General features: G+C 51.7%; 20 protein-coding genes. 10 read left to right on the top strand and 10 right to left on the bottom strand.

What is annotated here, in order from left to right; genetic code table 11:
* The first annotated feature begins 105 nt into the window (after window positions 1-105).
* Window positions 106-450, top strand: a complete 345-nt coding sequence (locus JK198_RS15775; protein ID WP_212710967.1) for a hypothetical protein — start codon at window positions 106-108, stop codon at window positions 448-450.
* A 47-nt stretch (window positions 451-497) separates the two neighbouring features.
* Here the strand turns inward: JK198_RS15775 and JK198_RS15770 are convergent, their stop codons facing one another.
* The 3 genes from JK198_RS15770 to JK198_RS15760 are packed head-to-tail and all read right to left on the bottom strand — an operon-like array spanning window position 498 to window position 3,767.
* A complete protein-coding gene (locus JK198_RS15770) occupies window positions 498-1,199 on the bottom strand; it encodes a hypothetical protein (protein WP_212710968.1) in 702 nt (233 codons plus the stop codon).
* Window positions 1,200-1,238: 39 nt separating this feature from the next.
* Window positions 1,239-2,399, bottom strand: a complete 1,161-nt coding sequence (locus tag JK198_RS15765; protein ID WP_212709214.1) for a beta-propeller fold lactonase family protein — start codon at window positions 2,397-2,399, stop codon at window positions 1,239-1,241.
* Between the two features lie 48 nt (window positions 2,400-2,447).
* Entirely contained in the window at window positions 2,448-3,767 is a 1,320-nt protein-coding gene (locus JK198_RS15760; RefSeq protein ID WP_212709215.1) for an MFS transporter, read from the bottom strand.
* Window positions 3,768-4,035: 268 nt separating this feature from the next.
* Here JK198_RS15760 and JK198_RS15755 point away from each other — a divergent pair, with 268 nt between their 5' ends.
* Window positions 4,036-5,061, top strand: a complete 1,026-nt coding sequence (locus JK198_RS15755) for a LacI family DNA-binding transcriptional regulator (RefSeq protein WP_349290197.1) — start codon at window positions 4,036-4,038, stop codon at window positions 5,059-5,061.
* A 32-nt stretch (window positions 5,062-5,093) separates the two neighbouring features.
* Here the strand turns inward: JK198_RS15755 and JK198_RS15750 are convergent, their stop codons facing one another.
* Window positions 5,094-6,344, bottom strand: coding sequence for an alpha-hydroxy acid oxidase (locus JK198_RS15750; protein WP_212710969.1), 1,251 nt, complete (start codon window positions 6,342-6,344; stop codon window positions 5,094-5,096).
* Between the two features lie 238 nt (window positions 6,345-6,582).
* Here JK198_RS15750 and JK198_RS15745 point away from each other — a divergent pair, with 238 nt between their 5' ends.
* From JK198_RS15745 to JK198_RS15725, 5 genes are all read left to right on the top strand, one after another.
* Complete coding sequence (locus tag JK198_RS15745; protein WP_212709217.1) at window positions 6,583-7,239, top strand: aspartate/glutamate racemase family protein; 657 nt, start codon at window positions 6,583-6,585, stop codon at window positions 7,237-7,239.
* A 65-nt stretch (window positions 7,240-7,304) separates the two neighbouring features.
* On the top strand, window positions 7,305-7,751 hold the full coding sequence (locus tag JK198_RS15740; RefSeq protein ID WP_212710970.1) for a DUF441 domain-containing protein: 447 nt from the start codon (window positions 7,305-7,307) through the stop codon (window positions 7,749-7,751).
* A gap of 140 nt (window positions 7,752-7,891) precedes the next feature.
* Window positions 7,892-9,289, top strand: a complete 1,398-nt coding sequence (locus tag JK198_RS15735) for a cytochrome c (protein ID WP_349290198.1) — start codon at window positions 7,892-7,894, stop codon at window positions 9,287-9,289.
* Entirely contained in the window at window positions 9,276-9,806 is a 531-nt protein-coding gene (locus JK198_RS15730) for a sugar dehydrogenase complex small subunit (protein ID WP_212710972.1), read from the top strand. The genes JK198_RS15735 and JK198_RS15730 overlap by 14 nt, the downstream gene beginning before the upstream one ends.
* Window positions 9,803-11,443 (top strand): GMC family oxidoreductase, encoded by a 1,641-nt coding sequence (locus tag JK198_RS15725; RefSeq protein ID WP_212710973.1) that lies wholly within the window; start codon window positions 9,803-9,805, stop codon window positions 11,441-11,443. The genes JK198_RS15730 and JK198_RS15725 overlap by 4 nt, the downstream gene beginning before the upstream one ends.
* A 50-nt stretch (window positions 11,444-11,493) precedes the next feature.
* On the opposite strand, the gene JK198_RS15720 is transcribed toward JK198_RS15725, so the two are convergent.
* From JK198_RS15720 to yihA, 3 genes are all read right to left on the bottom strand, one after another.
* Window positions 11,494-12,078 carry an NUDIX domain-containing protein gene (locus JK198_RS15720; RefSeq protein ID WP_212707286.1) on the bottom strand — a complete coding sequence of 195 codons (585 nt, stop codon included), beginning with the start codon at window positions 12,076-12,078 and terminating at the stop codon, window positions 11,494-11,496.
* A 165-nt stretch (window positions 12,079-12,243) separates the two neighbouring features.
* The gene (locus JK198_RS15715; protein ID WP_249212998.1) at window positions 12,244-13,548 is read right to left on the bottom strand and encodes a carbohydrate porin; all 1,305 of its coding nucleotides are present in this window, start codon (window positions 13,546-13,548) and stop codon (window positions 12,244-12,246) included.
* 874 nt (window positions 13,549-14,422) lie between these two features.
* Window positions 14,423-15,055 carry a ribosome biogenesis GTP-binding protein YihA/YsxC gene (gene yihA, locus JK198_RS15710; RefSeq protein WP_212707288.1) on the bottom strand — a complete coding sequence of 211 codons (633 nt, stop codon included), beginning with the start codon at window positions 15,053-15,055 and terminating at the stop codon, window positions 14,423-14,425.
* Window positions 15,056-15,553: 498 nt separating this feature from the next.
* Between yihA and yihI the strand changes: the two genes are divergently transcribed.
* Both yihI and hemN read left to right on the top strand, forming a co-directional pair.
* Window positions 15,554-16,066 (top strand): Der GTPase-activating protein YihI, encoded by a 513-nt coding sequence (yihI, locus tag JK198_RS15705; protein WP_212707420.1) that lies wholly within the window; start codon window positions 15,554-15,556, stop codon window positions 16,064-16,066.
* 227 nt (window positions 16,067-16,293) lie between these two features.
* Entirely contained in the window at window positions 16,294-17,667 is a 1,374-nt protein-coding gene (gene hemN, locus JK198_RS15700; protein WP_212707289.1) for an oxygen-independent coproporphyrinogen III oxidase, read from the top strand.
* Window positions 17,668-17,711: 44 nt separating this feature from the next.
* Here hemN and glnG read toward each other — a convergent pair whose 3' ends face one another.
* From glnG to glnA, 3 genes are all read right to left on the bottom strand, one after another.
* Entirely contained in the window at window positions 17,712-19,121 is a 1,410-nt protein-coding gene (gene glnG / locus JK198_RS15695) for a nitrogen regulation protein NR(I) (protein ID WP_212707290.1), read from the bottom strand.
* Window positions 19,122-19,128: 7 nt separating this feature from the next.
* Window positions 19,129-20,178 (bottom strand): nitrogen regulation protein NR(II), encoded by a 1,050-nt coding sequence (gene glnL / locus JK198_RS15690; protein WP_212707291.1) that lies wholly within the window; start codon window positions 20,176-20,178, stop codon window positions 19,129-19,131.
* 213 nt (window positions 20,179-20,391) lie between these two features.
* On the bottom strand, window positions 20,392-21,801 hold the full coding sequence (gene glnA, locus JK198_RS15685; RefSeq protein ID WP_212707292.1) for a glutamate--ammonia ligase: 1,410 nt from the start codon (window positions 21,799-21,801) through the stop codon (window positions 20,392-20,394).
* A 457-nt stretch (window positions 21,802-22,258) separates the two neighbouring features.
* On the opposite strand from glnA, the gene typA reads away from it, so the two are divergent.
* The gene (gene typA / locus JK198_RS15680; RefSeq protein ID WP_212707293.1) at window positions 22,259-24,082 is read left to right on the top strand and encodes a ribosome-dependent GTPase TypA; all 1,824 of its coding nucleotides are present in this window, start codon (window positions 22,259-22,261) and stop codon (window positions 24,080-24,082) included.
* Window positions 24,083-24,222: the final 140 nt, after the last annotated feature.

Raw genomic sequence — 24,222 nt, 5'->3', positions numbered from 1 at the left:
TAGTGTTTTGGCGAATACAAAACTAACCACTTTTACCGCCGTTTTCTATTAATTCACGCTAAGGTGCGATGAACCTTATATAATGCCGCCTCTGGCTGGAGTTCGGTGATCCCACTGAGTTTCCGCCAATTAGTTGTCCTTTTAGGGATCTCGGGGACTGGCCTGGCACTGGCCGGGATCAGTAACTGGCTGGTGAACTGGTTAAGTTTACTGGGTATTGTGGTGCCGGGGATCGGTGGCGCGATCATTGGCTGGATGATTGCCGGACAGGGACGTTATGCGCCGGGTTGCTTGCTCAGTAGCTGGCTGTTTTCTGTTATCTGCAGTACGGTGTGTTATCTGAAAGCAGCGCAATATTCTGTCGCGATGGTTTCTATTCTGTCCGCCGTTCTGTTCTGCGTGTGTGCCTTAGGAGTTCACACCCGCACAGCCCGTCAGCGTAGTTTCTGAGGCCGACAGCACCGGTCCCGCTTTCCGGGAACGGTGCTGTCGGGAGATCAGCGAAGCTCGTAATCATTAAATATCATCGTGCTGTCGCCTCCATCGGTAATCCCGGTCTCTCCCGGATAAGTCAGAAACGCATCCCCCTTATGTACCCATAACTCTCTGTCATTATTAGGTTTTCCTGGTTCACTGATCAGAACACGTCCTTCGGTGAAGAACACCCGCACCCCCGGCCCGTGTTGCCGGTAAGGCGTGGTGCTCTCTCCCGGCTGCAGGGTGACTTTCCAGCCCCTGACCGTTGGTTTATCCAGGACCTGGCTGAATTGCGGCAGAGCGGGGCGGCGTGCTTCAGCAAAATGCAACGGGCCGTGCTGGCGGATTTCAAACGCTACCTGCTGGTTGACTGTCTGACCGGTATTGGTGACTTTATCAATATCCTGTTTTCCCTGATGAGCACCAAACTTCACGTTACCACTTGCCATTACGCTGCTGACCGGCGGCTTATCGGGATAAGCAATCGTGACCGGACTGCCATCAATGTGGGTATTCACATAATCAAGGTGTTGCTGGTGGAAAAGGGTGGAGACCCCCGGCGGGATCATCACCCGCATCACCGTGAGATACTGATTTTCCAGGATCACATGGTGCAGAGGTTCGAGGTGAGTCGGGACGACTTTTTCTGCCGCCTGACTGATTAGCGGCATACTTAAGGTGGCAAGCAGCAGACCCGGCAGGCATCGCGTTTTTTTCGGCATCTTAACACCCTCATGAATAATCACTTTTAATACCGTTGGTTAACCTTCTACCACTGTGACCCAGTTGGCACCTTCAGCGGACGGATAACGCGAGAGCAGTGTCAGTTCACCGGAGTGCTGATCAATGTGGTACAGAGAAAAGTGGTCAGACTGCAGGCCGGTTTCAATCAGGAAACGGCCACTGTTATCAATGGCAAAACCGCGCGGGAGTTTTTCGGTATGAATACTGCGGATTAAATGCAGGCTTCCGTCCCGCGGGGAGACTGAGAACGCTGTCAGCAGACTATTGGTGCGTTCAGTGGAGTAGAGGAACTTCCCGTCAGGAGTCATATGGATATCGGCCTGCCAGATGCGTGGTTTCGGGGTATCGGGCAGGTCAAAATCGCCGGTCAGTGGCCTGGCTTCGCCTTTCTGCATCGTGGCGGCGATTTCCGGTGCAATAGAAGGCGTGGCTTCCTGTGGTGTCACGGTACCATCCCTGTTCAGTTTCAGCTTCTGAATATTACCGGCCATCTCTGTGAGCAGATAAATATAATGGTTACCGTCGTCCGCCGGCCGCGGGGCAAAGATAAAGTGACGCGGACCGGTGGCAGCTTCATGCTGAATATTGACGGCGGGTGGTGTTGCCGGAGTGACTTTGCCGCTGTACGGATCAAAACGATATTGTAAGAACTGGTCAGCACCCAGCAGTGATACATATAAAAACTGGTTCGTCGGGTCAGTCTGAATACAGTGAGCGCGTTTACCCGTATGGACAATCTGTACCGGAGGTGCTTCGGGCTGTCCTTTGTCATTGATGCGATTTACCGTAAACAGGTCCCCGCCGTACGAAGCTGATAACAGGTAATGCCCGCTGCGATCCAGTGATATATAGGCCATGCTGTCCTGCAGAGGCGTTTCGCCGGCAGGTGTCAGTGTTCCGTTATCCGCAATGTGCCAGCTCATTACCCGATAAGGCTTGCTGCGGATAGCTGCGTACAGAGTTTTTTTATCGGGTGATACCACGGATGACATCACTTGTTTTGCCGCAGGATAGGTAGCGACAGGCTGCATCGTCTGACTGTGCTTATCCAGCGCCCAGGCAGAGATTGTCCCGCTTGCGGCATTGGAAATATAGACAAAGGTCTGTGGTGTTGCGGCGGCACTGGCAGCCACAGAACATAAGCCGACCAGGGCCGCAGTGAATAATATCTTTTTCATTCGGAACCTCATTGATGGGGTAAATGGCGTGATCCGCTGACAACAATATCAGTAAGTACTTCCCGGCCGGGCAACAGGCTGGGGGGACTGCGGGTCTCCGCCACCGAGATCCAGTGGCTCAACTTTGCCCATAATGAACATAAAAGTGATGGCACCAAACAGACAGATACCACCCGCCACCACCAGCGGAACCACAAAAGAACCATGGCTGATACTCAGCATCACCCCCGTAAAGGAGGCGGTCACAATCCCCGCGAGGTTACCGGCAAAGTTCTGGATCCCGCCCAGTGTGGCGACATAACCGGAGCCCGGAGCCACGTCAGCTGGCAGAGTCCAGATATTAGCGGCGGTAAAGGCCAGTCCGGCGTAGGTCAGGGAAAATAACGTCAGGATCAGGGGGATGCTTGAGGTGAATGCGGCAAAAGCGATCACCGAAGAGAGTAGCATACCGGCAATTAAACAGGTCTTACGGGCAGCCGTCAGGCTGAAGCCTTTATTATATAACCAGTCAGAAGTCAGCCCGCCCAGCAGACTGCCGGGGATCCCCATCAGCGCAGGGATAGCACCGAGGGTACCCAGTTCTTTCAGGGAGAAGCCCTGTGACATTGTCAGGTAAGTGGGAAACCAGGTGACGAAGAAATAGGTGGCAAAGTTCATACAAAAGAAGCCAATCATCATGCCCCACACGGTACGATGGCGGAACAGTGTCCTGAGTTTTATTTTTTCATCGGGGCTGGAAATGACCATCTTACGGTCTTCGAGCAAATTCTGGCGTTCTGTTTCATCCAGTCCCTGTTTTTCTTCGGGGTCACGATAAAACATCAGCCAGATAACGACCCAGACTAATCCCAGCGCCCCGGTAACCACAAAAGAGGTTTCCCAGTCCCGGGCACTGATCAGCCAGGCGACCAGAGGCAATGCCAGCGCACTGCCTGCCCGCGGACCGGCATCAAAGATACCACTGGCGGTGGCCCGCTCTTTTTTGGCAAACCAGCAGGCGACAACCTTAGCACAACCGGGATTACCGCCGGATTCACCGACCCCCAGTAACAACCGGGAAATAAAAAGTGAAGTAAAACCGCGGCCAAAGGCGGTGAATACGGTGAAAAGTGACCACCAGCCGACGGCGACCGCCAGGCCGATACGGGTACCCAGCCGGTCAATAATGCGCCCGGCAGGAATTTGCATCAGTGCGTAGGTCCAGAAAAAGGCACCGAGGATCAGCCCCATCGAGGTATCATCCAGCCCGAGATCTTTTTTGATATGCGGTGCCGCAATCGCCAGATTTATCCGGTCGATATAGTTGATTGCGATGGCAAAAAAGCAGAAAAGTATCATCATCCAGCGTATTTTTGGGTACTTGCGCATGAGATTTTCCTTTACAATTATCACCCGTCAGTTATGTCTGCTCTGGTGTGACTTGTTATATGCAGGGTAGGCAGAGAGATGATTTGGCATCATCAGTTTGTTAATGAATGGTAAATTTTGTATCTCTGTTATATTTAATTAACCCAACTCATTAACATTACGTAAAGTAAGCGATTACAAATACCAGTCAAGGTCAAAGTAAGCGCTTTCATTGCACTGGCCGGTTTCTGTATAAAATTTGTGGAGAGCATCACTTTTTAGGAGATGGATGATGGCTGATAAAATCACCCCGGCACGAGTTTCTCTGGAAGATGTCGCCCGGTTGTCCGGTGTATCAACGGCGACCGTCTCCCGGGTACTTAATGGCAGTGCTATTGTCCGGGAGTCAAGAAAAACAGCGGTCGAAAAGGCCTGTAAAGAGCTGGGCTATGTGATTAATCGCGCCGCCAGAACGCTGGCTTCACGTAAAAGTATGACCATCGGGGCGGTGGTCCCGACCCTGGCAATTGAAACCTTCTCCCGGCCGATTGATGCTTTCCAGAAAATTATTCATCAGCAGGGCTATACCCTGCTGCTGGCAAACTCAGATTTCGATATGGATACTGAGCTGAATGAAGTTAATAAATTGCTGGAATATGGTGTTGATGCACTGATGCTGGTGGGGCATACCCACCACCCGCAGCTATGGAAGCGCCTGCAACAGCACCCGATCCCCTGTATTCAGACCTTTTCTATCGATCCGCAGCGACCGGCAGTGGGTTATGACAGTATTCTGGCCTCACAGCAATTGCTGCAACACCTTCTGGCGCTGAAACACCGGCATTTTGCGGTGATATTCGGCAGTCCGCCGTCAAATGATCGCCTGTCAGAGCGGCTGGAAGGGATCCGTCAGGGGCTGCAGCATGCCGGTTTATCTCTGGCTGCAGAGAATTGTATCGAAAATGCTTTCACGATGAATGATGCCCGCCAGGCAATGTTCCATCTGCTGGACGGACCACAGCCACCGACGGCGGTGATTTGCGGTAATGATTTACTGGCATTTGGCGCAATGCGTGCAGCAAAAGAACGGTATTTACGTATTCCGAATGATATCTCGATCACCGGATTTAATGATTACGAATTCGCTGAGCATCTGGAGCATCCGTTAACCACCATGCGGGTGGATTTGGCAGGTATAGGCCGTTTAGCTGCCAGTTACCTGCTGGCCACCCTGAACGGTCATCCTGCAGAGTCCCTGTCCTGTGTTACCCCGCAGCTGATTATTCGCGGCAGTACCGGTTCGGCTCCGCAATAGTCGGCTGGTCAGAAAACCGGCCTGCAGGCCGGTTACAGGTCCTTATCAAACCAGGGACCGCGACGCAGATAACTTTTATTCAGCGCCGCCGGGGTTGTTACGCCCACCAGCGCCATATCCCGGTCAATTTCATCTCTCAGGATATGCATGGCATGTTCGATGCCGGCTGTCGCTCCGACAACACTGGCATACAGAAACGGGCGTCCCAGAAATACGAAGTCAGCACCCAGCGCCATTGCTTTCAGTACATCCGTACCACGGCGGATCCCGCTGTCAATAATGACTTTCATTGTCCCTTTACCGGCAGCTATTTCCGGCAGGGTATGCAGCGGCGGCACCGTATAGTCCAGTTGCCGGCCGCCGTGATTAGACAGGATCACCGCATCGGCGCCACAGTCATGGGCGATAAAGGCATCGGCCGGGGTCATCAGGCCCTTAATTACCAGGTTACCTTTCCAGCGGCGGCGTATAGCTTCAACATGTGTCCAGTTCAGTTTGTCCCTGGCGTGGGTGTTACGTACTTTGTTCGACATCATCGGCGGGCCGCGCTCAGCATCTGTGTTTTCAAAATGCGGAGCCCCGTGACGCAAATAGGTTTTTGCCACTGTCCCCAGCAGCCAGCGGGGGCTGGTCGCACTCTGCCACATCACTTTGGGAGTGATCCGGATCGGCATACTGAAACCGCTGCGCGTATTGTGTTCACGGTTGCCAAGCATAGGGGTATCTCCGGTAACCACCAGTGTCTGGTAACCCGCCTGTTCCACCCGCCCGATCAGCCGGTCAATCCGCGGCTGATCGCCTGCCAGATAGGCCTGAAACCAGGCATCCGGGTTTTCTGCAATCACATCTTCCAGCCGGATAAGGGATGATGCACTGAGGATCATCGGGACATCCATGAGTCTGGCGGCCCGCGCCAGATGAATATCTGCCCGGTAAGAAACAAAAGATGCCCCGCCCAGCGGGGCGATACCAAAGGGATGCCGCCAGTGCTTACCGAACAACCCGGTACTCTGGTCTCTTCCTGAAACATCACGGAACATCCGTGGAAGAAAAGCATATTGCTGATAGGCCTCAAAATTCCCGCTAATCCCGCGGCCGGTTTCGACACCGCCTGCGACATACTGATAAATCATCTCTGGCAGGCGTTTTCTGGCATGACGTTCAAAATCGTCGAGCGCCAGCAAATCGCGAAACTGATGCGCAACGGTGTTTGCCGGGCGGGACTGGCTCACAGGCGTTGCTGACGATTTTTCCCGGGGGGCGGGAGTAAGAGATACGGTCATGAAATAGTCATCCTTAGGGCCGATAACAGACCGGCGCTGATGTTTGAATGTAAGCGATTACAAAAATACCAGTAACACTCTGTGCTGCCGGAATGTAAATTAACATCCTGTTCATATTTTTTTGTGACAACCGTCACCATAATAACTTTTTTGTAAGCCATTACATTTGATATCTGCAGTAGAATCTCCAGTGAAATGAGCAGATTTTTTTCTGATTCACCCTGACCCGGAGGACCGGATGACACAACGGATAGCCTTACTGCATGCCACTCCTGTAGCAATGGCGCCTGTTCACCGTGCTTTTGAACAGCGATGGCCTGAGGCATTACTGGTTAATTTACTTGATGACAGCCTGACGACTGACCGTGCCAAAGAAAAAGCACTCTCTGCTTCATTATGTGATAGGTTTGTTAAATTCGGTCACTATGCATATGCTTCCGGTGCGTCGGCGATATTAGTCACCTGTTCGGCCTTTGGCCCGGCGATAGAACTGCTGGCCGAACAGCTGCCAGTTCCGGTACTTAAACCGAATGAAGCCATGTTTGCCGAAGCGTTAAATGCCGGAAAACGTATTGGTATGCTGGCAACCTTTGCCCCCGCAGTTGTCACTATGGAAGCAGAATTTGCGGACTATGCCAGACAACAAAACAGTGATGCCACCCTGAAAACCCTGGTGGTGGAGGATGCAATAGATCTGTTACGCCGCGGCAATGCGCACCAGCATAATCAGCTGGTGGCTGACAGGGCCCCGGAACTGGCCGATTGTGATGTCATTATGCTGGCGCATTTTTCCACCTCCGGGGCATTAACGGCGGTGCAGGAAAAAGTCAGCACTCCGGTGCTGACGGCTCCCCATGCTGCAGTACAGGCTTTAAAACAACGAATATCAGGCTGATTTTTCTCTGATTGTGTCGGACAGATCGATAACAGGGTGGAGGACAGTGATGGCGGGAAAATACCATGAATAGTTTACTTCCCTGCCTGTTGTTGCTGCTGATCGGAGCACTGGGCATGATTGGCCACAATATGGCGGTGGTTTATGCAGCAGTAATTCTGCTGGTCATCAGGATCACTCCGCTGGCCCGCTTTTTTCCGTTTATCGAAACTCAGGGTGTGAATATCGGCATTATTATTCTGACGGTGGGTGTAATAGCCCCGCTGGCCAATGGTGATATGACACTGCGGGCCCTGGTCCGTACCCTGGCGGACTGGAAATCTGTCGCTGCAATTGTGATTGGTATTTTCGTGTCCTGGCTTGGCGGGCGGGGTGTCTCTTTTCTGTCCCTGCAACCGGGCATTGTTGGCGGTTTACTGGTTGGCACAATTATCGGTGTGGCTTTTTTTAAAGGTGTTCCGGTTGGCCCGCTGATTGCGGCAGGGCTGGTCTCGTTACTGTTTTTTAAATAATAACTCAAAAATCCAGTTAATTTTATTAGATAACAATACCTTAAATTTTTTTAATTTTCTGTTTGTGGTGTCCGGCAGTGTGCGGAAACCCCGGGCAGGTGTGGTGATAAATAACTGAAGCAATGAGCAGGAGTATAAAAGTGAGACCAACCAGTCTGGCTTTAATTATCGGGCTCTCGGTGTTTTCGGGGGCAGGGGTGCAGGCCGCTGACCATCCTCCGGCATCGTCGATAATTGAGCAGGGAAAATATTTATCCGTGGCCGCTGATTGCGGAGCCTGCCATAACTCACCCCATGACGGAGCACCGATGGCCGGAGGCTATGCGATTGCCTCGCCGATGGGGAACATTATTGCCAGTAATATTACCCCTTCAGTAACCGACGGGATCGGCCATTATACGGAAGCCCAGTTTGCCAGGGCGGTGCGTCAGGGGATTAACGCCCGCGGTGACCACCTCTATCCGGCAATGCCCTATACCGCCTACAGTAAACTGACGGATAGTGATATTCATGCGCTGTATCAGTACTTTATGCATGATGTTCCTGCGGTGAATATTGCCGTACCGGCAACAAAACTGCCTTTCCCGTTTTCCATCCGCAGCAGTATGGCCATATGGAATATGCTGTTTGCCGGTGGCCAGCCTTTTACACCGGACAGCCGGCAATCAGCACAGCTGAATCGCGGTAATTATCTGGTCAACGGGCTGGCGCACTGTGATGCCTGCCATACACCACGTAACTTCCTGATGGGGCAGAAAAATGATCAGGCCTTATCCGGCGGACAGGTGGGCAGCTGGTATGCGCCGAATATCACCTCTGATAAGACCGCCGGTATCGGCAGCTGGACCGATGACGAACTGGTTCAGTATCTGAAAACCGGACATGTCGCGGGTAAAGCACAGGCCGCCGGGCCAATGGCGGAAGCTATTGAAAACAGCCTGCAGTATCTGAGTGATGAGGATTTACGGGCGATAGTTCTCTGGCTGCGTCAGGTGCCGCCTTCCACGGCAACTGCTCTCACGTCTCGCTTTACTCAGGGGGCAGCTTCTGACAGTGAAGCTGCACTGCGTGCTACTGAGCATCCGGATGCCGGGTGGCAGATATTCAGCAACAGCTGTGCTAACTGTCACCAGGCGAATGGTGAAGGCAGCCAGTTTTACCCGTCGTTATTTCATAACAGTGCGACCGGAGCGGCACAGCCGGACAACCTGGTTGCCACCATATTGTTCGGTGTCCGCCGTTATACGGGTGATCAGTATGTGGCAATGCCTGCCTTTGGCCCCGCCGCCTCTTTTGCCGACCGGCTGACTGATCAGCAGATCGCTGCGGTGGCCAATTACGTTCTGAAAAATTACGGTAACGCGGCACTGACAGTTACTGCTGACCAGGTGAAAACCCTGCGTGAAGGCGGCCCAACACCGGCGATTGCTTACCTGTCTCATCCGGCGATACTGACGGCGGGGGCCGTCATTCTGGTGCTGATTCTGCTGCTGATCGTGAGTGCATTACGCAGAAGGGGGAAACATGTCCGTAAATAATCATCCATCGGCTATCTCCCGCCGCCGCCTGCTACAGGGAATGGGGATTTTGTCGGTGGCGGGGTTGTGTGGTTCGTTATTTCCTGCGGTACGCGCTGCCGCGGCTGAGTTACATGACAGCGGATTTATTCCGCTGTCCGAATTTCTGGTTAACCGCCGGGTAAACCCGCTACTGGCTGCGCGTTATTACGATGCGCTACATCGCCATGATGATCAGTTTCCCCGGAAGCTGGCACTGTTGCAGCAGGATATCCGGCCGGGAAAATACCGGAATATTGACCCGTTTTTGCAGCATAATCCCGTCGGGTCGGATCTGCGGCAGGCGGCAGCGCAGATCATTTCTGCCTGGTATACCGGGGTGGTCGGAAGTAACGACAAACCGGAGCTTATCGCGTATGCAGAAGCGATGATGTATCTGCCTGCCCGCGGCATTCTTGTGGTGCCAACCTATGGCAGTGGCCCGCTTTCCTGGGCCGCTGTTGATAATAAACCCGCATACCAGGGGCCGGCCGTATGAGTCAGAATAAAAAAGATGCAGATGTCATTATTATTGGTTCCGGTGTGATGGGAGGGCTGCTGGCGATGCAGCTGTCTGGTGCCGGAAAATCGGTGATTATTGTTGAAGCCGGTCCGCGGGTGACCCGCCAGCAGATTGTCGACCGGTTCCGGAATTCGCCGTTTAAAATGTCTCTGACCAATATGAAGCTGCAGGGGGTCGGGTCGCCGTATCCCGATTTGCCTTATGTCCCATCGACTTACGGAGACTACTTACAGCAGATGGGGCCGGTAAAATACCCGACTAAATATCTGCGGGTGGTGGGCGGCACCACCTGGCATTTTGGCTCGGCATTATGGCGGATGATCCCGAACGATTTTAAATTACAGAGCCTGTATGGTCACGGCCGGGACTGGCCACTCGACTATGATGAACTGGAACCGTGGTATTGTGCAGCCGAATATGCACTGGGTGTTTCCGGGGTCGACGGGCAGGATGAAAGTGGCCATGGCGGGCATGCCTGGCCACCGCGTTCCAGGCCTTTCCCGATGCCAGGTCTGCCAACCAGTTATATGTTTGACCGGCTGAGTGAGCTATTAGGTAAGGGCGGCTATCACCCGGTACTGGAGCCTAATGGCCGGGCAACCCGGCCGTGGGGCAACCGCCCGGTATGTGCCGGGAACAACAACTGTAATCCGGTCTGTCCGATCGGGGCCAAATATGACGGGTCTATGCATATTGACCAGGCGGAACGGCTGGGGGCAACCCTGCTGGATAACTCGGTGGTCTATAAAATAGAGGCCGATGAGCAGGGCAGAATTACCCGTATCTGGTATAAAAAACCCGATGCTTCTGAGCATTCTCTGAGCGCAGACCTGTTTATTGTGGCAGCTTATGGCATTGAATCGCCTAAATTATTACTGATGTCGACCTCAGAAAAATACCCCAATGGTATTGCTAACTCTTCCGATCAGGTGGGGCGTAATCTGATGGGGCATACGGGTATCAGTATGAACTTTATGATGGCAGAGGATGTGTGGCCGGGTCAGGGGCCGACTGAGCTGCTGGTCTACCTGAACCATCGGGATGGCGAGTTCAGGAAAAAATTCCCGAGTTACAAAATCAAAGTCCGTAATACCGTACCGACGGCTGATTATGCCTCAGAGTTGCTCAGTAAAGGCGTACTGGGGAGTGAACTGGATGAACAGCTACGTACCCTGTCAGCCCGCTCGCTGAACTTTGCGATAGATTTTGAGACACTGCCACTGGCGCAAAACCGGGTGGTCCCGAGTAAGAGCAAAACGGATGCCATCGGTATCCCGTTACCTGAAATATCCTACAGTGTTACGGATTACTGGCAGGCGGGTAAGGAAGAAGGACTGAAAGACTTTGCCAATTTTGCACAGTTACTTGGCGGGAAGATACTGAAAATTGATACGGGTTATCAGGACCGTCAGCACATAATGGGCACCACTATTATGGGCGATGACCCGGCAACTTCGGTGGTTAATGCCGATTGCCGGACGCATGACCACCCGAATCTCTATATTGCCGGGACCAGTGTTATGCCTTCAGCATCCTGTATGAACCCGACCCTGACCGGGGCCGCGTTAACCTTACGGCTGGCTGATCATTTGCTGAAAACAGTGCTGGTGTAACCGCGGGCTTTCTGACTGCCGGCAATGATTCTTCCGGCAGTCAGAAGTAGTTACATCAGTTTGTTCAGGGCCGCATATTGCAGCAGCATAATTGTTTTAGCGTCATTAATTGACCCGCACTGCATTGCGGCTAATGCGTCGCTGAAAGACATTTCCAGCACTTCAAGGTCTTCGCCTTCCTCAGGCAGTCCGCCTCCGTCACTGACCTGATCTCCGGGATGATATTCCGCGATAAACAGGTGTAATTTTTCGGTGACCGATCCCGGGCTCATCCATGCTTCAAACACTTTTTCGATATTGTTGATCCGGTAGCCGGTTTCTTCTTCGGCTTCTTTACGGACCCGCTCTTCGGGATGTTCACCTTCCAGCAGTCCTGCCGCGACTTCAATTAACATACCATCGCTGCCGTTGATAAAGGCCGGAAGCCTGAACTGCCGGGTCAGGATCACGGATTTCCGCTGACGGTTATATAACAGCAGCGCTGCACCGTCACCGTGATCGTAAGCTTCGCGATGTAACCGCTGCCAGGAACCATCATGACGTTGAAAATCAAAAGTATATTTTTTCAGTAAGTACCAGTCATCAGATAGTGTCTGGGCATCCACTATCCGGACTCTGTGATTGGCTGAGTTCACTACCGGGCCTCCATCGGGTCATTCTGACGTCTGATCATCATGTTTATCGGTCAGCACAACGGCTCTGCCTGATACAACAGGATAGTTTATCGGAAAGTCAGTGTAATGGGGGACGGGAAAATATCATAAGGAAAGGCTGCGCAGGCAGCCTTTCGCGGGGCAGGATCAGAAGTTAATATTCGCGCTCAGACCGCCAACAAAGGCATTTTTCACCCGGCTGACGGCGCCGGGCGCGGTGACGAGCTGCAGATTCGGACGAACCTGTAACCAGCGGGTGGCCTGGACGTTGTAATAGACTTCATAGTCATATTCCGCACCGCTTTGTACCGGCAGATAGGTCGGGCTGTTATAGCTGTTTACACCATAAAAGTGGTTTTCATCGCGTAACATCCGGGTGTAGCTGGAGTTGACATGAATACGCGCCGCACCGACACCAATTTCATCTTCCGGACGGGCATCAAACGGCCCTTTCCAGGTTAACGCAATCGCCTGGTAATTATCTGTTTTAGACGTTTTATGGTCATTCATCACGGCCTGAACCGTCAGGGTAAGGCCACGGTTAACGCTGCCGTGCCAGCTGGTCAGTTGTTGTTGCGCCACCAGATAGCCGCCATAGGCATGTGCCGTATCATGGTAGCCTGCGTTACGCCATGAACCATAGACATTGTCATTGGCTGAAGAGTAGTAATAACCCAGACGGTAATTACCCGGCAGGTTATCTGCGCCCAGTTTCGGGGTCCAGCCGAGTTCCACCGGCACGAGATTACCCACCGTCGGGCTGAATTCCAGGCGGAAGCCATCTCCGCGATCATAGTTATACGGGTTCTGGTTGTAGAAACCGACCTGCATAAATACCTCAGGGGTGATATTCAGTTTAACGCGGCCACCCCACTGTGATACGGGCCAGTTATACCAGTGGTCACCGCGCCAGTTACCTGCCTGGCCATTGCCGAATGCCAGGTTCTGGAACTTACTGTCAATAGTGTCGAAGTCTTCAGCCACGGTCAGACGACCTGCTTTGACATCCAGCATATGATCAAAAAATCCTTTACGTAACCAGAACTGAGTAAGGCGCCACGTCTGTCCGCGGCCATAGACTTCCTGAACGGAAGACAACATACCAGTGCGCGGATCGCCTATCTGGTCTGACAGATTTTTACCGTCACGATTGGTGATGGTCATCTGGAATTCTGCATCATTCCAGTTAAGCAGTTTCTGCAGGTCGAGGTTAACGCCAAAACCCCATTGGTCACTGTAACGGGCAGTGGTTGCCGTGTGATAGCCACCTGCCAGATTAGATGCCGATTCCATGGTGTAGTTGACCTGGAAATCCACACCTTCCTGCTTCAGTTGCGAGCGGGTTCCGCCCCAGTCACCAAACATCCATGGTGATGCCGCACTGAAGGCATCAGCGGCAGAACTGATTGCCGGATAAGCCGATGCACCCAGAATAATCAGGCTTAATAGCATGTTTTTTTTCAGGGGGCTGCGCACTGCGTTATATTTGGTCATGATAGTTATTCTTATTAAATATCGGGAGTTTTACTGTATGAGTCAGGCCGTTAATTGTTTTGGAATATCGTGCTGAGAATAATTGAATTATTCAAATTTTAGATATGGTCCACAAAAAATCTGATGACAACAGCCTGCGGGCATAGAGCAGATAACCCCGTACTATAGGATTTTAATAATATTTTTCTGTTCCGGAGCCGCTGTGCAGAGACTGTTTCTGTGCCGGAAACGGGCTGCACTATACAGTAAAAATGACAGTAATAAACAATAAAGTTAATTTATTGTTACTTTTTTTACTGTTTAATGTTTATGAACCTCAGGTGTTTAATTCCCCGAGAAACCGAAAATTTACTCTGTACTGATAAATTTGTGGCTAACGGATTTTTTACCCGATCATTTGAAATAATTCGTTTTTTTTCATTGTGTTATAAATTTACCATTCACACTCATCTATAGATATTGAGTGCTGTCAGCGGGCAAAAAAAAGATAAAGTATTATTTTTTAAAGTTTTTTAATCTGAATTACCGGAAAGTATTGTTTTTATAACAGGCATGCATTAATTCTGAATAGTTACAAGTGTATTAATGTTTTTTTGTGATTTACCTTGAAATAAAACACCGAAATCACCGAGAAAATGCTTTCTTGGTCTGAAAAAATCAGGTACATTTTCTGATGTAGGGTACAGAGGTAAGATGTTCTATCTTTCAGACCTTTTACTTCACGTAATCGGATTTGGCTGAATATTAGCCGCCCCGTTCACTCAGGTGAACGGGGCGTTTTTTATTGGAATAATTATTGCGGAAATATCCGGATAATACCGTCAGGGAAAGATTAACTTTCTTCAAAACCTTCGGCAGTAATAGAATACGTACTGAACCAGTTATCCAGTTTCTGAGTTAATTTATCGACGCCTAATTTCTTCAGCGAGGAGAATAACTCAATCTGTACATCCCCATCGAATTTCTGGCTCAGTTCGCGTACCAGGTTCAGTTGTTTTTTTCTGGCACCCGATGCCAGCTTATCGGCTTTGGTCAGTAACACCAGTACCGGAATATGGCTGGTGACCGCCCACTGTACCATTTGCTGATCGAGCTCTTTCATCGGATGACGAATATCCATTAAAACCACCAGCCCTTTCAGGGAATCACGTTTTTGCAGATACTCGGCTAAAGCGCGCTGCCATTTGAGTTTCATCTCTTCCGGAACTTCGGCGTAACCATAGCCGGGCAGGTCGACCAGCCGGATGCCGTCGGCAACTTCAAACAGGTTGATTAACTGGGTCCGGCCCGGTGTTTTACTGGTACGTGCCAGCGATTTCTGGTTAGTTAAGGTGTTTAATGCGCTTGATTTTCCGGCATTTGAACGTCCGGCAAAAGCCACTTCCACACCACTGTCGGTGGGTAAGTGGCGGATATCAGGGGCACTGGTAACAAAATGGGTAACGTGATAATTCCATCCAGACAAGGTCGAACTCCGCATCATTAATTCAGGATAATAACCGCAGTATACCTGTTATAGCAGGAAAGTGCCTGTACCCTGAACCGGGTACAGTCGGCAACAGATCGGCGGTTAGCTGTGTCAGTCATTACTGAAATCATCACAGGGATAGGTGAATTTATTTTAAAGATCATCAGGGAAATATGATCTGACAGACAGAATTATAGTTTTCTGATTGCAGAATCTCAGAGATCGACTACATTACTTCTCACTCAGGACGAGACTCAGGGACTTCATCGCTCAGGGAACGGATGACGGGCACAACCTGCCACGGAACAGGCAGCGGGACGAAATACCTCTGATGGATAAGATAAGTATCTTACCCGGACGTGAGATACACAGCTTTCTGTTATGCAGAAAGTCAGAAATGAGCGACAGCGATAGCTGTCGCTTTTTTCTTGTGCTGGTTTCTGCTAGATTTCGCCGCAATTCTATACTAAAGAAAAACAGTTGAGACTGAACACCATGAAACAACCCGCCAAATCCCCCCGGGGTAAGTCCGCCGATAAACGTAAAACACGTGCTGAACTGAATATGGAAGGCCGTGACCGCCAGCGTCAGAAAAAACGTAAAGGTCTGTCATCGGGTAACCGCAGCAACCCTGATGCGCAGCAGAGCGCAGGTAAACGCAGCGGTAAACAAGCCGCTGATCCGCGTCTGGGCAGTAAAACGCCGGTGCCGTTAGTGGCAGCAGGGCCGGTTGCTGCAAAGCCGGCACTCAAACCCCGTGAAGCTGCACCGGCACTGAGTGCCCGTGATGAGCTGGACGCTCTGGAAAATAACCCGCGCCTCGATGCGCTGCTCGACCGGCTGGAAAACGGTGAAAAGCTGGCGACAGACGATCAGGCATGGCTGGACAGTACTCTGGATCGCATCGAAGTATTGATGGAAAAACTGGGTATTGATCTGGACGATGGCAGCGCAGCAGAAGATCCGGAAGCGGAAGAAGATATGTACCGCTTACTTAAGGGCAACTAAGAGTGCTGACCGGACACAGGGCGTTACCTGTGTCCGAACCTGGAATATTTCATTATGTTTTGGCCGGGATCAATTTTTGCGCTGCTGTATGCGTGTTTTATCCTGTTGTTATTGGGTAAACTACGTCGCCTGTCCCGATTGAAATCGCGGTTAGGCCGCAGGCAACTTTCTCCGCTATCCGGCGCTACGCGAGCTTCTTTCAGACCCCGTCATCGAAAGGAGTGAATATGTCTTTACCACGCATTGAGTGGGATCAGTCACTCATCGAAAAATATAATTACTCCGGCCCTCGCTACACGTCTTATCCGACAGCACTGGAATTCGATCAGCACTTTACCGGACAACACTTTCTGCAGGCTGTTGAGCGTTATCCGCAACGCCCGCTGTCCTTGTATATCCATATTCCGTTCTGCCACCGGCTCTGTTATTTCTGTGGCTGTAATAAACAGGTAACCCGGCAGACGCATAAAGCTGACCAATACCTCGATAGTCTGGAAACAGAAATCCGCAGCAGGGCACCGTTGTTCAGAAACCGTCTTGTCACCCAGATGCACTGGGGCGGCGGAACACCGACATTTCTGACCCCCCGACAGATATCACGGCTGATGGCCGTGTTAAGGCAGCAGTTTACCTTTTCCCCTTCGGCTGAGATGTCGCTGGAACTGGACCCGCGGGAGATAGAGCTTGATGTCCTCGATCACCTTAAAGACGAAGGTTTTAACCGGCTGAGTATGGGGGTGCAGGATTTTAATAAACAGGTCCAGCGGCTGGTGAATCGTGAGCAGGATGAAGCCTTTATTTTTGCACTGATGGACCGGGCACGGGCTCTGGGGTTTGTGTCGGGAAATATTGACCTGATTTACGGGCTGCCTAAGCAAACCTCAGACAGTTTTGCGTTTACCTTACAGAAGGTACTGGAACTCCGTCCCGACCGCCTGAGCGTGTTTAATTACGCCCATATGCCGGAACTGTTTGCTGCTCAGCGTAAAATTCACCGTGCTGACCTGCCGGATGCAGCGCAGAAGCTGGCTATTCTGCAGGAAACTATCCACACCCTGACCACCGGCGGTTACCAGTTTATTGGTATGGACCATTTTGCATTACCGGAGGATGAACTGGCGGTAGCCCAGAGAAACGGGGTACTGCACCGGAATTTTCAGGGATACACCACCTGTGGTGATACAGATCTGCTGGGAATGGGGGTGTCTGCGATCAGTATGATCGGCGACAGTTATGCGCAGAACGAGAAAGTCCTGAACCAGTGGCACCAGCGTGTGGCCTCGCAGGGAAATGCCCTGTGGCGGGGTATCAGCCTCAGTAGCGATGATTGCCTGCGTCGTGACGTCATTAAGGCACTGATTTGCCAGTTCACCCTGAATTTCAGCCAGACAGAGCAGCAGTGGGGCATTGTATTTGAAGACTATTTCGCCGAAGACCTGCAATTACTGGCCCCGTTTATTGAGGACGGACTGGTTACTCTGTCGCAGCGCGAACTGCGGGTGACGGCCCGCGGACGTTTACTGATCCGCAATATTTGTATGTGTTTCGACCGTTATCTGCGCACCAGAGTCCGCCAGCAGCAATATTCGCGGGTGATTTAACCAAACAGCCTGCAGACAGTGCCTGCAGGCTCAGAGGGCGGACGCTATTCCATGCCCAGCTCTTTCAGTTTGCGGGTAAGGGTGTTCCTCCCCCAGCCCAGTAGTCTGGCTGCTTCCTGCTTATGTCCCTGGGTATAGCGCAGAGCTGTGGTCAGTAATGTCCGTTCCATTTCCGGCTGGGCTTCAGATAACAGGTTTTGATGACCGGAACGCAGAGCCCTGTCCGCCCACTGGGCCAGTAACGTTGCCCAACTGTCCGGAGAAGCCTGTAGCGGTGTATCCGGCGGGCTGGTTTCGAACAGCTCCGGCGGCAGGTCCTGTATCAGTACTTCCTGACCTGCGGCCATCACTGTCAGCCAGCGACAGGTATTCTCCAGCTGTCTGACGTTACCTGACCAGTGCAGCCGTGTCAGGGCTGCTTCCGTTTCCGGATGCAGGATTTTGGTTTCCACCCCGAGTTCCCGTGCTGCAACCTGCAGAAAGTAGTGTGCCAGCCGCGGAATATCTTCCCGGCGTTCACGGAGCGGGGGCAGGTGGATACGGATAACATTCAGACGGTGGAACAGGTCTTCACGGAATTTACCTTCCTGCACCCGCAGTTCCAGATTCTGGTGGGTTGCCGCAATAATCCGCACATCGACTTTTACCGGGGCGTAGCCACCGACACGGTAAAACTGTCCGTCGGCCAGCACCCGCAGTAAACGGGTCTGGACATCAAGGGGCATATCACCGATTTCATCTAAAAACAGAGTGCCGCCATCGGCCTGTTCGAAACGTCCCTGGCGCACGGCATTTGCCCCGGTAAAAGCGCCCTTTTCATGGCCGAACAGTTCAGATTCGATTAAGTCTTTGGGGATAGCGGCCATATTCAGCGCGATAAAGGGTGACTTTGCCCGCGGGCTGTGGCGGTGCAGGGCATGTGCCACCAGTTCTTTACCGGTCCCGGATTCTCCGTTAATCAGCACACTGATAGACGAACGGGACAGGCGGCCGATAATACGGAACACATCCTGCATTGCCGGTGCTTCACCGATAATATCCGTTGTCGGCCCGCTGACCGGCTGATTACGCGGCTGCTGCTGTTCCTGATAATGGCTGATGGCCCGTTCGACCAGAGCCACCGCTTCGTCGATATCAAAGGGTTTCGGCAGGTAATCGAAAGCCCCTTGCTGATAAGCGCTGACTGCCGCGTCCAGGTCCGAATGGGCGGTCATTATGATGACCGGCAGCATCGGATGGCGTTTTTTAATTTGTTTCAGTAACGCCAGCCCGTCCATACCCGGCATCCGGATATCGGACAGTAAGACATCCGGCGTTTTGGTGGCCAGCGCATCCAGTACTTCATCACCGTTTTCAAACGTTGTACAACTTAAACCGGCTCCAGTGAGCGCTCGTTCAAGCACCCAGCGGATGGAGCTATCGTCATCGACGATCCAGACTATCCCTCGTTGCATGGAAACCTCACTGGCGAATCGGCAGGAATATCGAAAATTCGGTATGTCCCGGCCAACTGTTAAATTCTATTTTTCCTGAGTGTTGATCTATCAGGCTGCGGGCAATGGATAATCCAAGACCGGTGCCTCCTTCACGTCCACTCACCATGGGGTAAAACAATGTGTCCTGCAGTTGCTGGGGGATCCCCGGCCCGTCATCTTCGATATCAATACGGGCTACCAGCCGGTAACGCACACCGTGCAGGGTCAGCTGAAACGCAGTACGGGTTCGCAGGGTAATAGTCCCGCCCTGTTCGCCTAAGGCCTGCAGGGCATTACGCACCACGTTCAGCAGCACCTGTTCAATCTGGTCCGGGTCATGGGCCAGCTCCGGTAAACTCGGATCATAGTCCCTGACCAGCGAAACGTTATCCGGTAACTCCATGGAGACCAGGTTAACAATACGCTCAGCAACCTGGTGTATGCTCTGGGTGACATGCATTCCCGGTTGCTGCGGGCCGAGCAGCCGGTCGACCAGATTACGTAACCGGTCGGCCTGTTCAATAATAACTTTGGTGTATTCGTTTAACGACGGGTCCGGCAGCGCCCGCGAGAGTAGCTGAGCGGCACCGCGCAATCCGCCAAGCGGATTTTTAATTTCATGGGCCAGTCCGCGCACCAGGTCACGGGCAGCAACCTGTTGTGCATGCTGTATTTGCTCCTGGCTAAGACGGCGCTGGTTATCCATCGGTGCCATTTCCAGCAGAATTTTCTCGCCCGGATACTGCTGGGCGGTCAGAGACATGATATGTGCCCGGCCATCAACCACAATCGTGACTTCGCTGTCCGTAAAACCGAGGCCTTGTTTCAGGCTGTCGAGCATCACCTCAATATTTAAGGAGAAGTAGCCGGTCAGGTCCGGAAGCGGAGTGCCGAACAGTTTACGGGAACTCTGCGCCAGCAACTGCTGGGCTGCCGGGTTCGCGTAATGGATCACCAGATGGCTATCGACCACTAACACACTGTTGATGAGAGAGTTGAGTATCTGCACGGCATCGGGCGGTGTGTTGGTTATCATGTGTTCTTCTCCGTATTCAGCCGCTAAAACCCTTTATTTTATCGTATTCTGACCTATAGTCTGGCGGGTATTAATGATTATTTCCGGACAATAAAAAGTGACTACAGCGGCGGTCACTGCCGCGGAGAGTGCGTTTACTGCTGAATTGGCGGAGAAAAAAGCCCATCCGGAGATGGGCTAATATTTTCCACGGCAACAACACTACAAGAGAGATTAAACGCTGTAGTAAAGTTCGAATTCTACCGGATGCGGCGTCATGCGTACGCGGTCATCATCTTCTTTGCGCAGTGCAATGTAAGCATCGATAGTATCATCAGTGAAAACACCACCACGGGTCAGGAAGCTGCGGTCTTCGTTCAGTGCATTCAGTGCTTCTTCCAGAGAGCCGGCAACCTTTGGAATTTCAGCTTCTTCTTCCGGAGGCAGATCATACAGGTTCTTATCCATCGCATCGCCAGGATGGATTTTGTTGATGATTCCGTCCAGGCCGGCCATCAGCAGTGCTGAGAAGGCCAGGTATGGGTTTGCTGCCGGATCCGGGAAACGGGCTTCGATACGACGTGCTTTCGGGCTGGCAACCACAGGAATACGAATTGATGCAGAACGGTTACGGGCAGAGTATGCCAGCATGACCGGTGCTTCATAACCCGGAACCAGACGTTTGTACGAGTTGGTGGTCGGGTTGGTCAGGGCGTTAATTGCTTTCGCATGCTTGATGATACCGCCGATATAGAACAGGGCAGTTTCAGACAGGCCGCCGTATTTGTCGCCGGAGAACAGGTTGTTACCGTCTTTAGACAGTGACATATGGCAGTGCATACCTGAACCGTTATCACCAAACATTGGTTTTGGCATAAAGGTGGCAGTCTTGCCGTAAGCGTGCGCTACGTTATGTACCACATACTTATAAATCTGAATTTCGTCAGCTTTTTTCACCATGGTGTTGAAGCGGGTTGCCACTTCATTCTGGCCTGCGGTGGCCACTTCATGGTGATGAGCTTCGACAACCAGACCCATTTGTTCCATGGTCAGACACATGGCTGAACGGATATCCTGGGCTGAATCGACCGGAGGTACCGGGAAGTAGCCGCCTTTAACGCCCGGACGGTGACCTTTGTTACCGCCTTCGTAGGCTTTGCCGGTGTTCCATGCGGCTTCGATATCATCGATAGCCACGTGAGAACCGGACATGGTGGCACCGAAACGTACGTCATCAAACAGGAAAAACTCTGGCTCAGGTCCGAACAGTACGGTGTCGGCAATACCGGAAGAACGCAGGAAGTCTTCGGCGCGTTTAGCAATAGAGCGCGGGTCGCGATCGTAGCCTTGCAGAGTGCCGGGTTCCAGGATATCACAACGAATGATCAGGGTCGGATCTTCGAAGAACGGGTCCAGGACAGCGGTAGTCGCATCCGGCATCAGCACCATGTCTGATTCGTTAATCCCTTTCCAGCCGCCGATGGATGAACCATCGAACATTTTGCCTTCTTCAAAGAAGTCTTCGTTAACCTGATGAGCAGGGATGGTGACATGCTGCTCTTTGCCTTTACTGTCAGTAAAACGCAGATCAACAAACTTAACTTCGTGTTCGTTCATCAATGAGAGAACGTGTTCAACGGACATACTCAACTCTCCTGCAATATTCATTGTTGTCGTGGTAGAGAACCTGTCCCGGGAAGAGATCACGAGGCGCCGCGCTTTTCCTGAACAATGTTCCAGACAGTCGTTCCAGCTATTTTGAAATCGTTGTCTTTTGCCTGCGAAATACAAAGCGAAAACTGTGCCAACTTTATATTTTTTCGTAAAACGGTGTACTGACGGGTTTCCTGTCCGGTTTCTGCGATGCACCGCGATGGCTCACTGCACCATTATGATCCATTGCCGGCCGCCGGTGTGCACTATTATAGTGCAATCTATAAAACACGGGCGACATTTGCACTAAAAATGAACGTTGTCCGCTTCGATAATCACCTATAACAAAAAGTCACTGAGAAAGTTTCAACGAATACTGTGAACATATTCAGTCTTTCGACTAATCCGTGTACAATAGCGCGCTATTTCTAATGCCTGAGGCAAAGCTGTGATCGAAAATTTGCGTAATATCGCCATCATCGCGCACGTTGACCATGGAAAAACGACCCTGGTTGACAAGCTGTTACAACAGTCTGGTACTTTTGATGCCCGTACTGAAGCAACTGAACGTGTGATGGACTCCAACGATTTGGAGAAAGAGCGTGGGATTACCATCCTCGCGAAAAACACTGCAATTAAGTGGAATGACTATCGGATCAACATCGTTGATACGCCGGGACACGCCGACTTCGGCGGAGAAGTTGAGCGCGTCATGTCGATGGTAGACTCTGTTCTGCTGGTAGTGGATGCGATTGATGGCCCGATGCCACAGACGCGCTTCGTGACCAAGAAAGCATTTGCTCACGGTCTGAAGCCCATTGTGGTTATTAACAAAATTGACCGTCCGGGCGCGCGTCCTGACTGGGTTGTTGACCAGGTCTTTGACCTGTTCGTTAACCTGGATGCGACCGACGAACAACTGGATTTCCCGATCATTTATGCATCGGCTATCCAGGGAATTGCTGGCGATGACCATGCAGAGATGGCTGAAGATATGACGCCACTGTATGAAGCTATCGTTAAGCATGTCCCTGCGCCAAACGTTGACCTGAATGGTTCGTTACAGATGCAGGTTTCTCAGCTGGATTATAACAATTACCTGGGTGTTATCGGGATTGGCCGTATCAAACGCGGTAAAGTCAAACCGAACCAGCAGGTGACGGTGATTGATGCTGAAGGTAAAACCCGTAACGGTAAAGTCGGTAAAGTTCTGGGCCACCTGGGTCTTGAGCGTATCGAAAGCACCGAAGCAGAAGCCGGTGACATTATTGCGATTACCGGTCTGGGCGAACTGAACATCTCCGACACTATCTGTGATCCACAGAATGTCGAAGCTCTGCCAGCACTGACTGTCGATGAACCTACCGTCAGCATGTTCTTCTGCGTAAATACCTCACCATTCTGTGGTAAAGAAGGTAAATACGTGACTTCACGTCAGATCCTTGATCGTCTGAAGAAAGAACTGGTTCACAACGTTGCGCTGCGCGTTGAAGAAACTGAAGATGCCGATGCTTTCCGTGTTTCCGGTCGTGGTGAACTGCACCTGTCAGTACTGATCGAAAACATGCGTCGTGAAGGTTTCGAACTGGCGGTATCTCGTCCGAAAGTTATCTTCCGTGAAATCGACGGACGTAAACAGGAACCTTACGAGAACGTGACCCTGGATATCGAAGAAACCCATCAGGGTTCGGTAATGCAGGCGATGGGTGAGCGTAAAGGCGACCTGAAAAACATGGACCCGGATGGTAAAGGTCGTGTGCGTCTGGACTATGAAATCCCAAGCCGTGGTCTGATTGGTTTCCGTAACGAATTCATGACCATGACTTCAGGTACCGGTCTGCTGTACTCAACGTTCAGCCACTACGGTGATCTGCGTCAGGGTGAAGTAGGTCAGCGCCAGAACGGTGTACTGATCTCTAACGGTCAGGGTAAAGCGGTTGCGTTCGCACTGTACAGCCTGCAGGACCGCGGTAAGCTGTTCCTGGGTCACGGTGCTGAAGTTTATGAAGGCCAGATCATCGGTATTCACTCACGTTCAAACGACCTGACCGTGAACTGCCTGACCGGTAAAAAACTGACCAACATGCGTGCTTCCGGTACTGATGAAGCCACTACCCTGGTACCGGCGATCAAAATGTCGCTGGAGCAGGCGCTGGAATTCATCGATGATGACGAACTGGTTGAAGTTACTCCGACTTCAGTACGTATCCGTAAACGTCATCTGACTGAGAACGATCGTAAACGTGCATCACGTGGCGGTAAAGAGTCTTAACCGGCCTGTGTCACAGTGATCCGTCTTACGGATAAAAGAGGCTGCAACCTGGTGTTGCAGCCTCTTTTTTTTGGTTCATCGCGTTTTACCGGGGAACGCTGCTTTTATCTTCAGGAAGAAGTAGTCATTATCCCGGTATC

It is taken from the genome of Tatumella sp. JGM91 (assembly GCF_018257575.1).
GTDB lineage: Bacteria > Pseudomonadota > Gammaproteobacteria > Enterobacterales > Enterobacteriaceae > Tatumella > Tatumella punctata.
Note: the sequence above shows the minus strand (reverse complement) of the source record. Positions and strands in the feature narration are given on the sequence as shown.

Bases quoted from the DNA above. Each gene is read 5' to 3' on its own strand.
- JK198_RS15770 (WP_212710968.1), bottom strand. From the start codon at position 1,199: ATGCCGAAAAAAACGCGATGCCTGCCGGGTCTGCTGCTTGCCACCTTA.
- JK198_RS15765 (WP_212709214.1), bottom strand. From the start codon at position 2,399: ATGAAAAAGATATTATTCACTGCGGCCCTGGTCGGCTTATGTTCTGTG.
- JK198_RS15760 (WP_212709215.1), bottom strand. From the start codon at position 3,767: ATGCGCAAGTACCCAAAAATACGCTGGATGATGATACTTTTCTGCTTT.
- JK198_RS15755 (WP_349290197.1), top strand. From the start codon at position 4,036: ATGATGGCTGATAAAATCACCCCGGCACGAGTTTCTCTGGAAGATGTC.
- JK198_RS15750 (WP_212710969.1), bottom strand. From the start codon at position 6,344: ATGACCGTATCTCTTACTCCCGCCCCCCGGGAAAAATCGTCAGCAACG.
- JK198_RS15745 (WP_212709217.1), top strand. From the start codon at position 6,583: ATGACACAACGGATAGCCTTACTGCATGCCACTCCTGTAGCAATGGCG.
- JK198_RS15740 (WP_212710970.1), top strand. From the start codon at position 7,305: ATGAATAGTTTACTTCCCTGCCTGTTGTTGCTGCTGATCGGAGCACTG.
- JK198_RS15730 (WP_212710972.1), top strand. From the start codon at position 9,276: ATGTCCGTAAATAATCATCCATCGGCTATCTCCCGCCGCCGCCTGCTA.
- JK198_RS15725 (WP_212710973.1), top strand. From the start codon at position 9,803: ATGAGTCAGAATAAAAAAGATGCAGATGTCATTATTATTGGTTCCGGT.
- JK198_RS15715 (WP_249212998.1), bottom strand. From the start codon at position 13,548: ATGCTATTAAGCCTGATTATTCTGGGTGCATCGGCTTATCCGGCAATC.
- yihI (WP_212707420.1), top strand. From the start codon at position 15,554: ATGAAACAACCCGCCAAATCCCCCCGGGGTAAGTCCGCCGATAAACGT.
- hemN (WP_212707289.1), top strand. From the start codon at position 16,294: ATGTCTTTACCACGCATTGAGTGGGATCAGTCACTCATCGAAAAATAT.
- glnG (WP_212707290.1), bottom strand. From the start codon at position 19,121: ATGCAACGAGGGATAGTCTGGATCGTCGATGACGATAGCTCCATCCGC.
- glnL (WP_212707291.1), bottom strand. From the start codon at position 20,178: ATGATAACCAACACACCGCCCGATGCCGTGCAGATACTCAACTCTCTC.
- glnA (WP_212707292.1), bottom strand. From the start codon at position 21,801: ATGTCCGTTGAACACGTTCTCTCATTGATGAACGAACACGAAGTTAAG.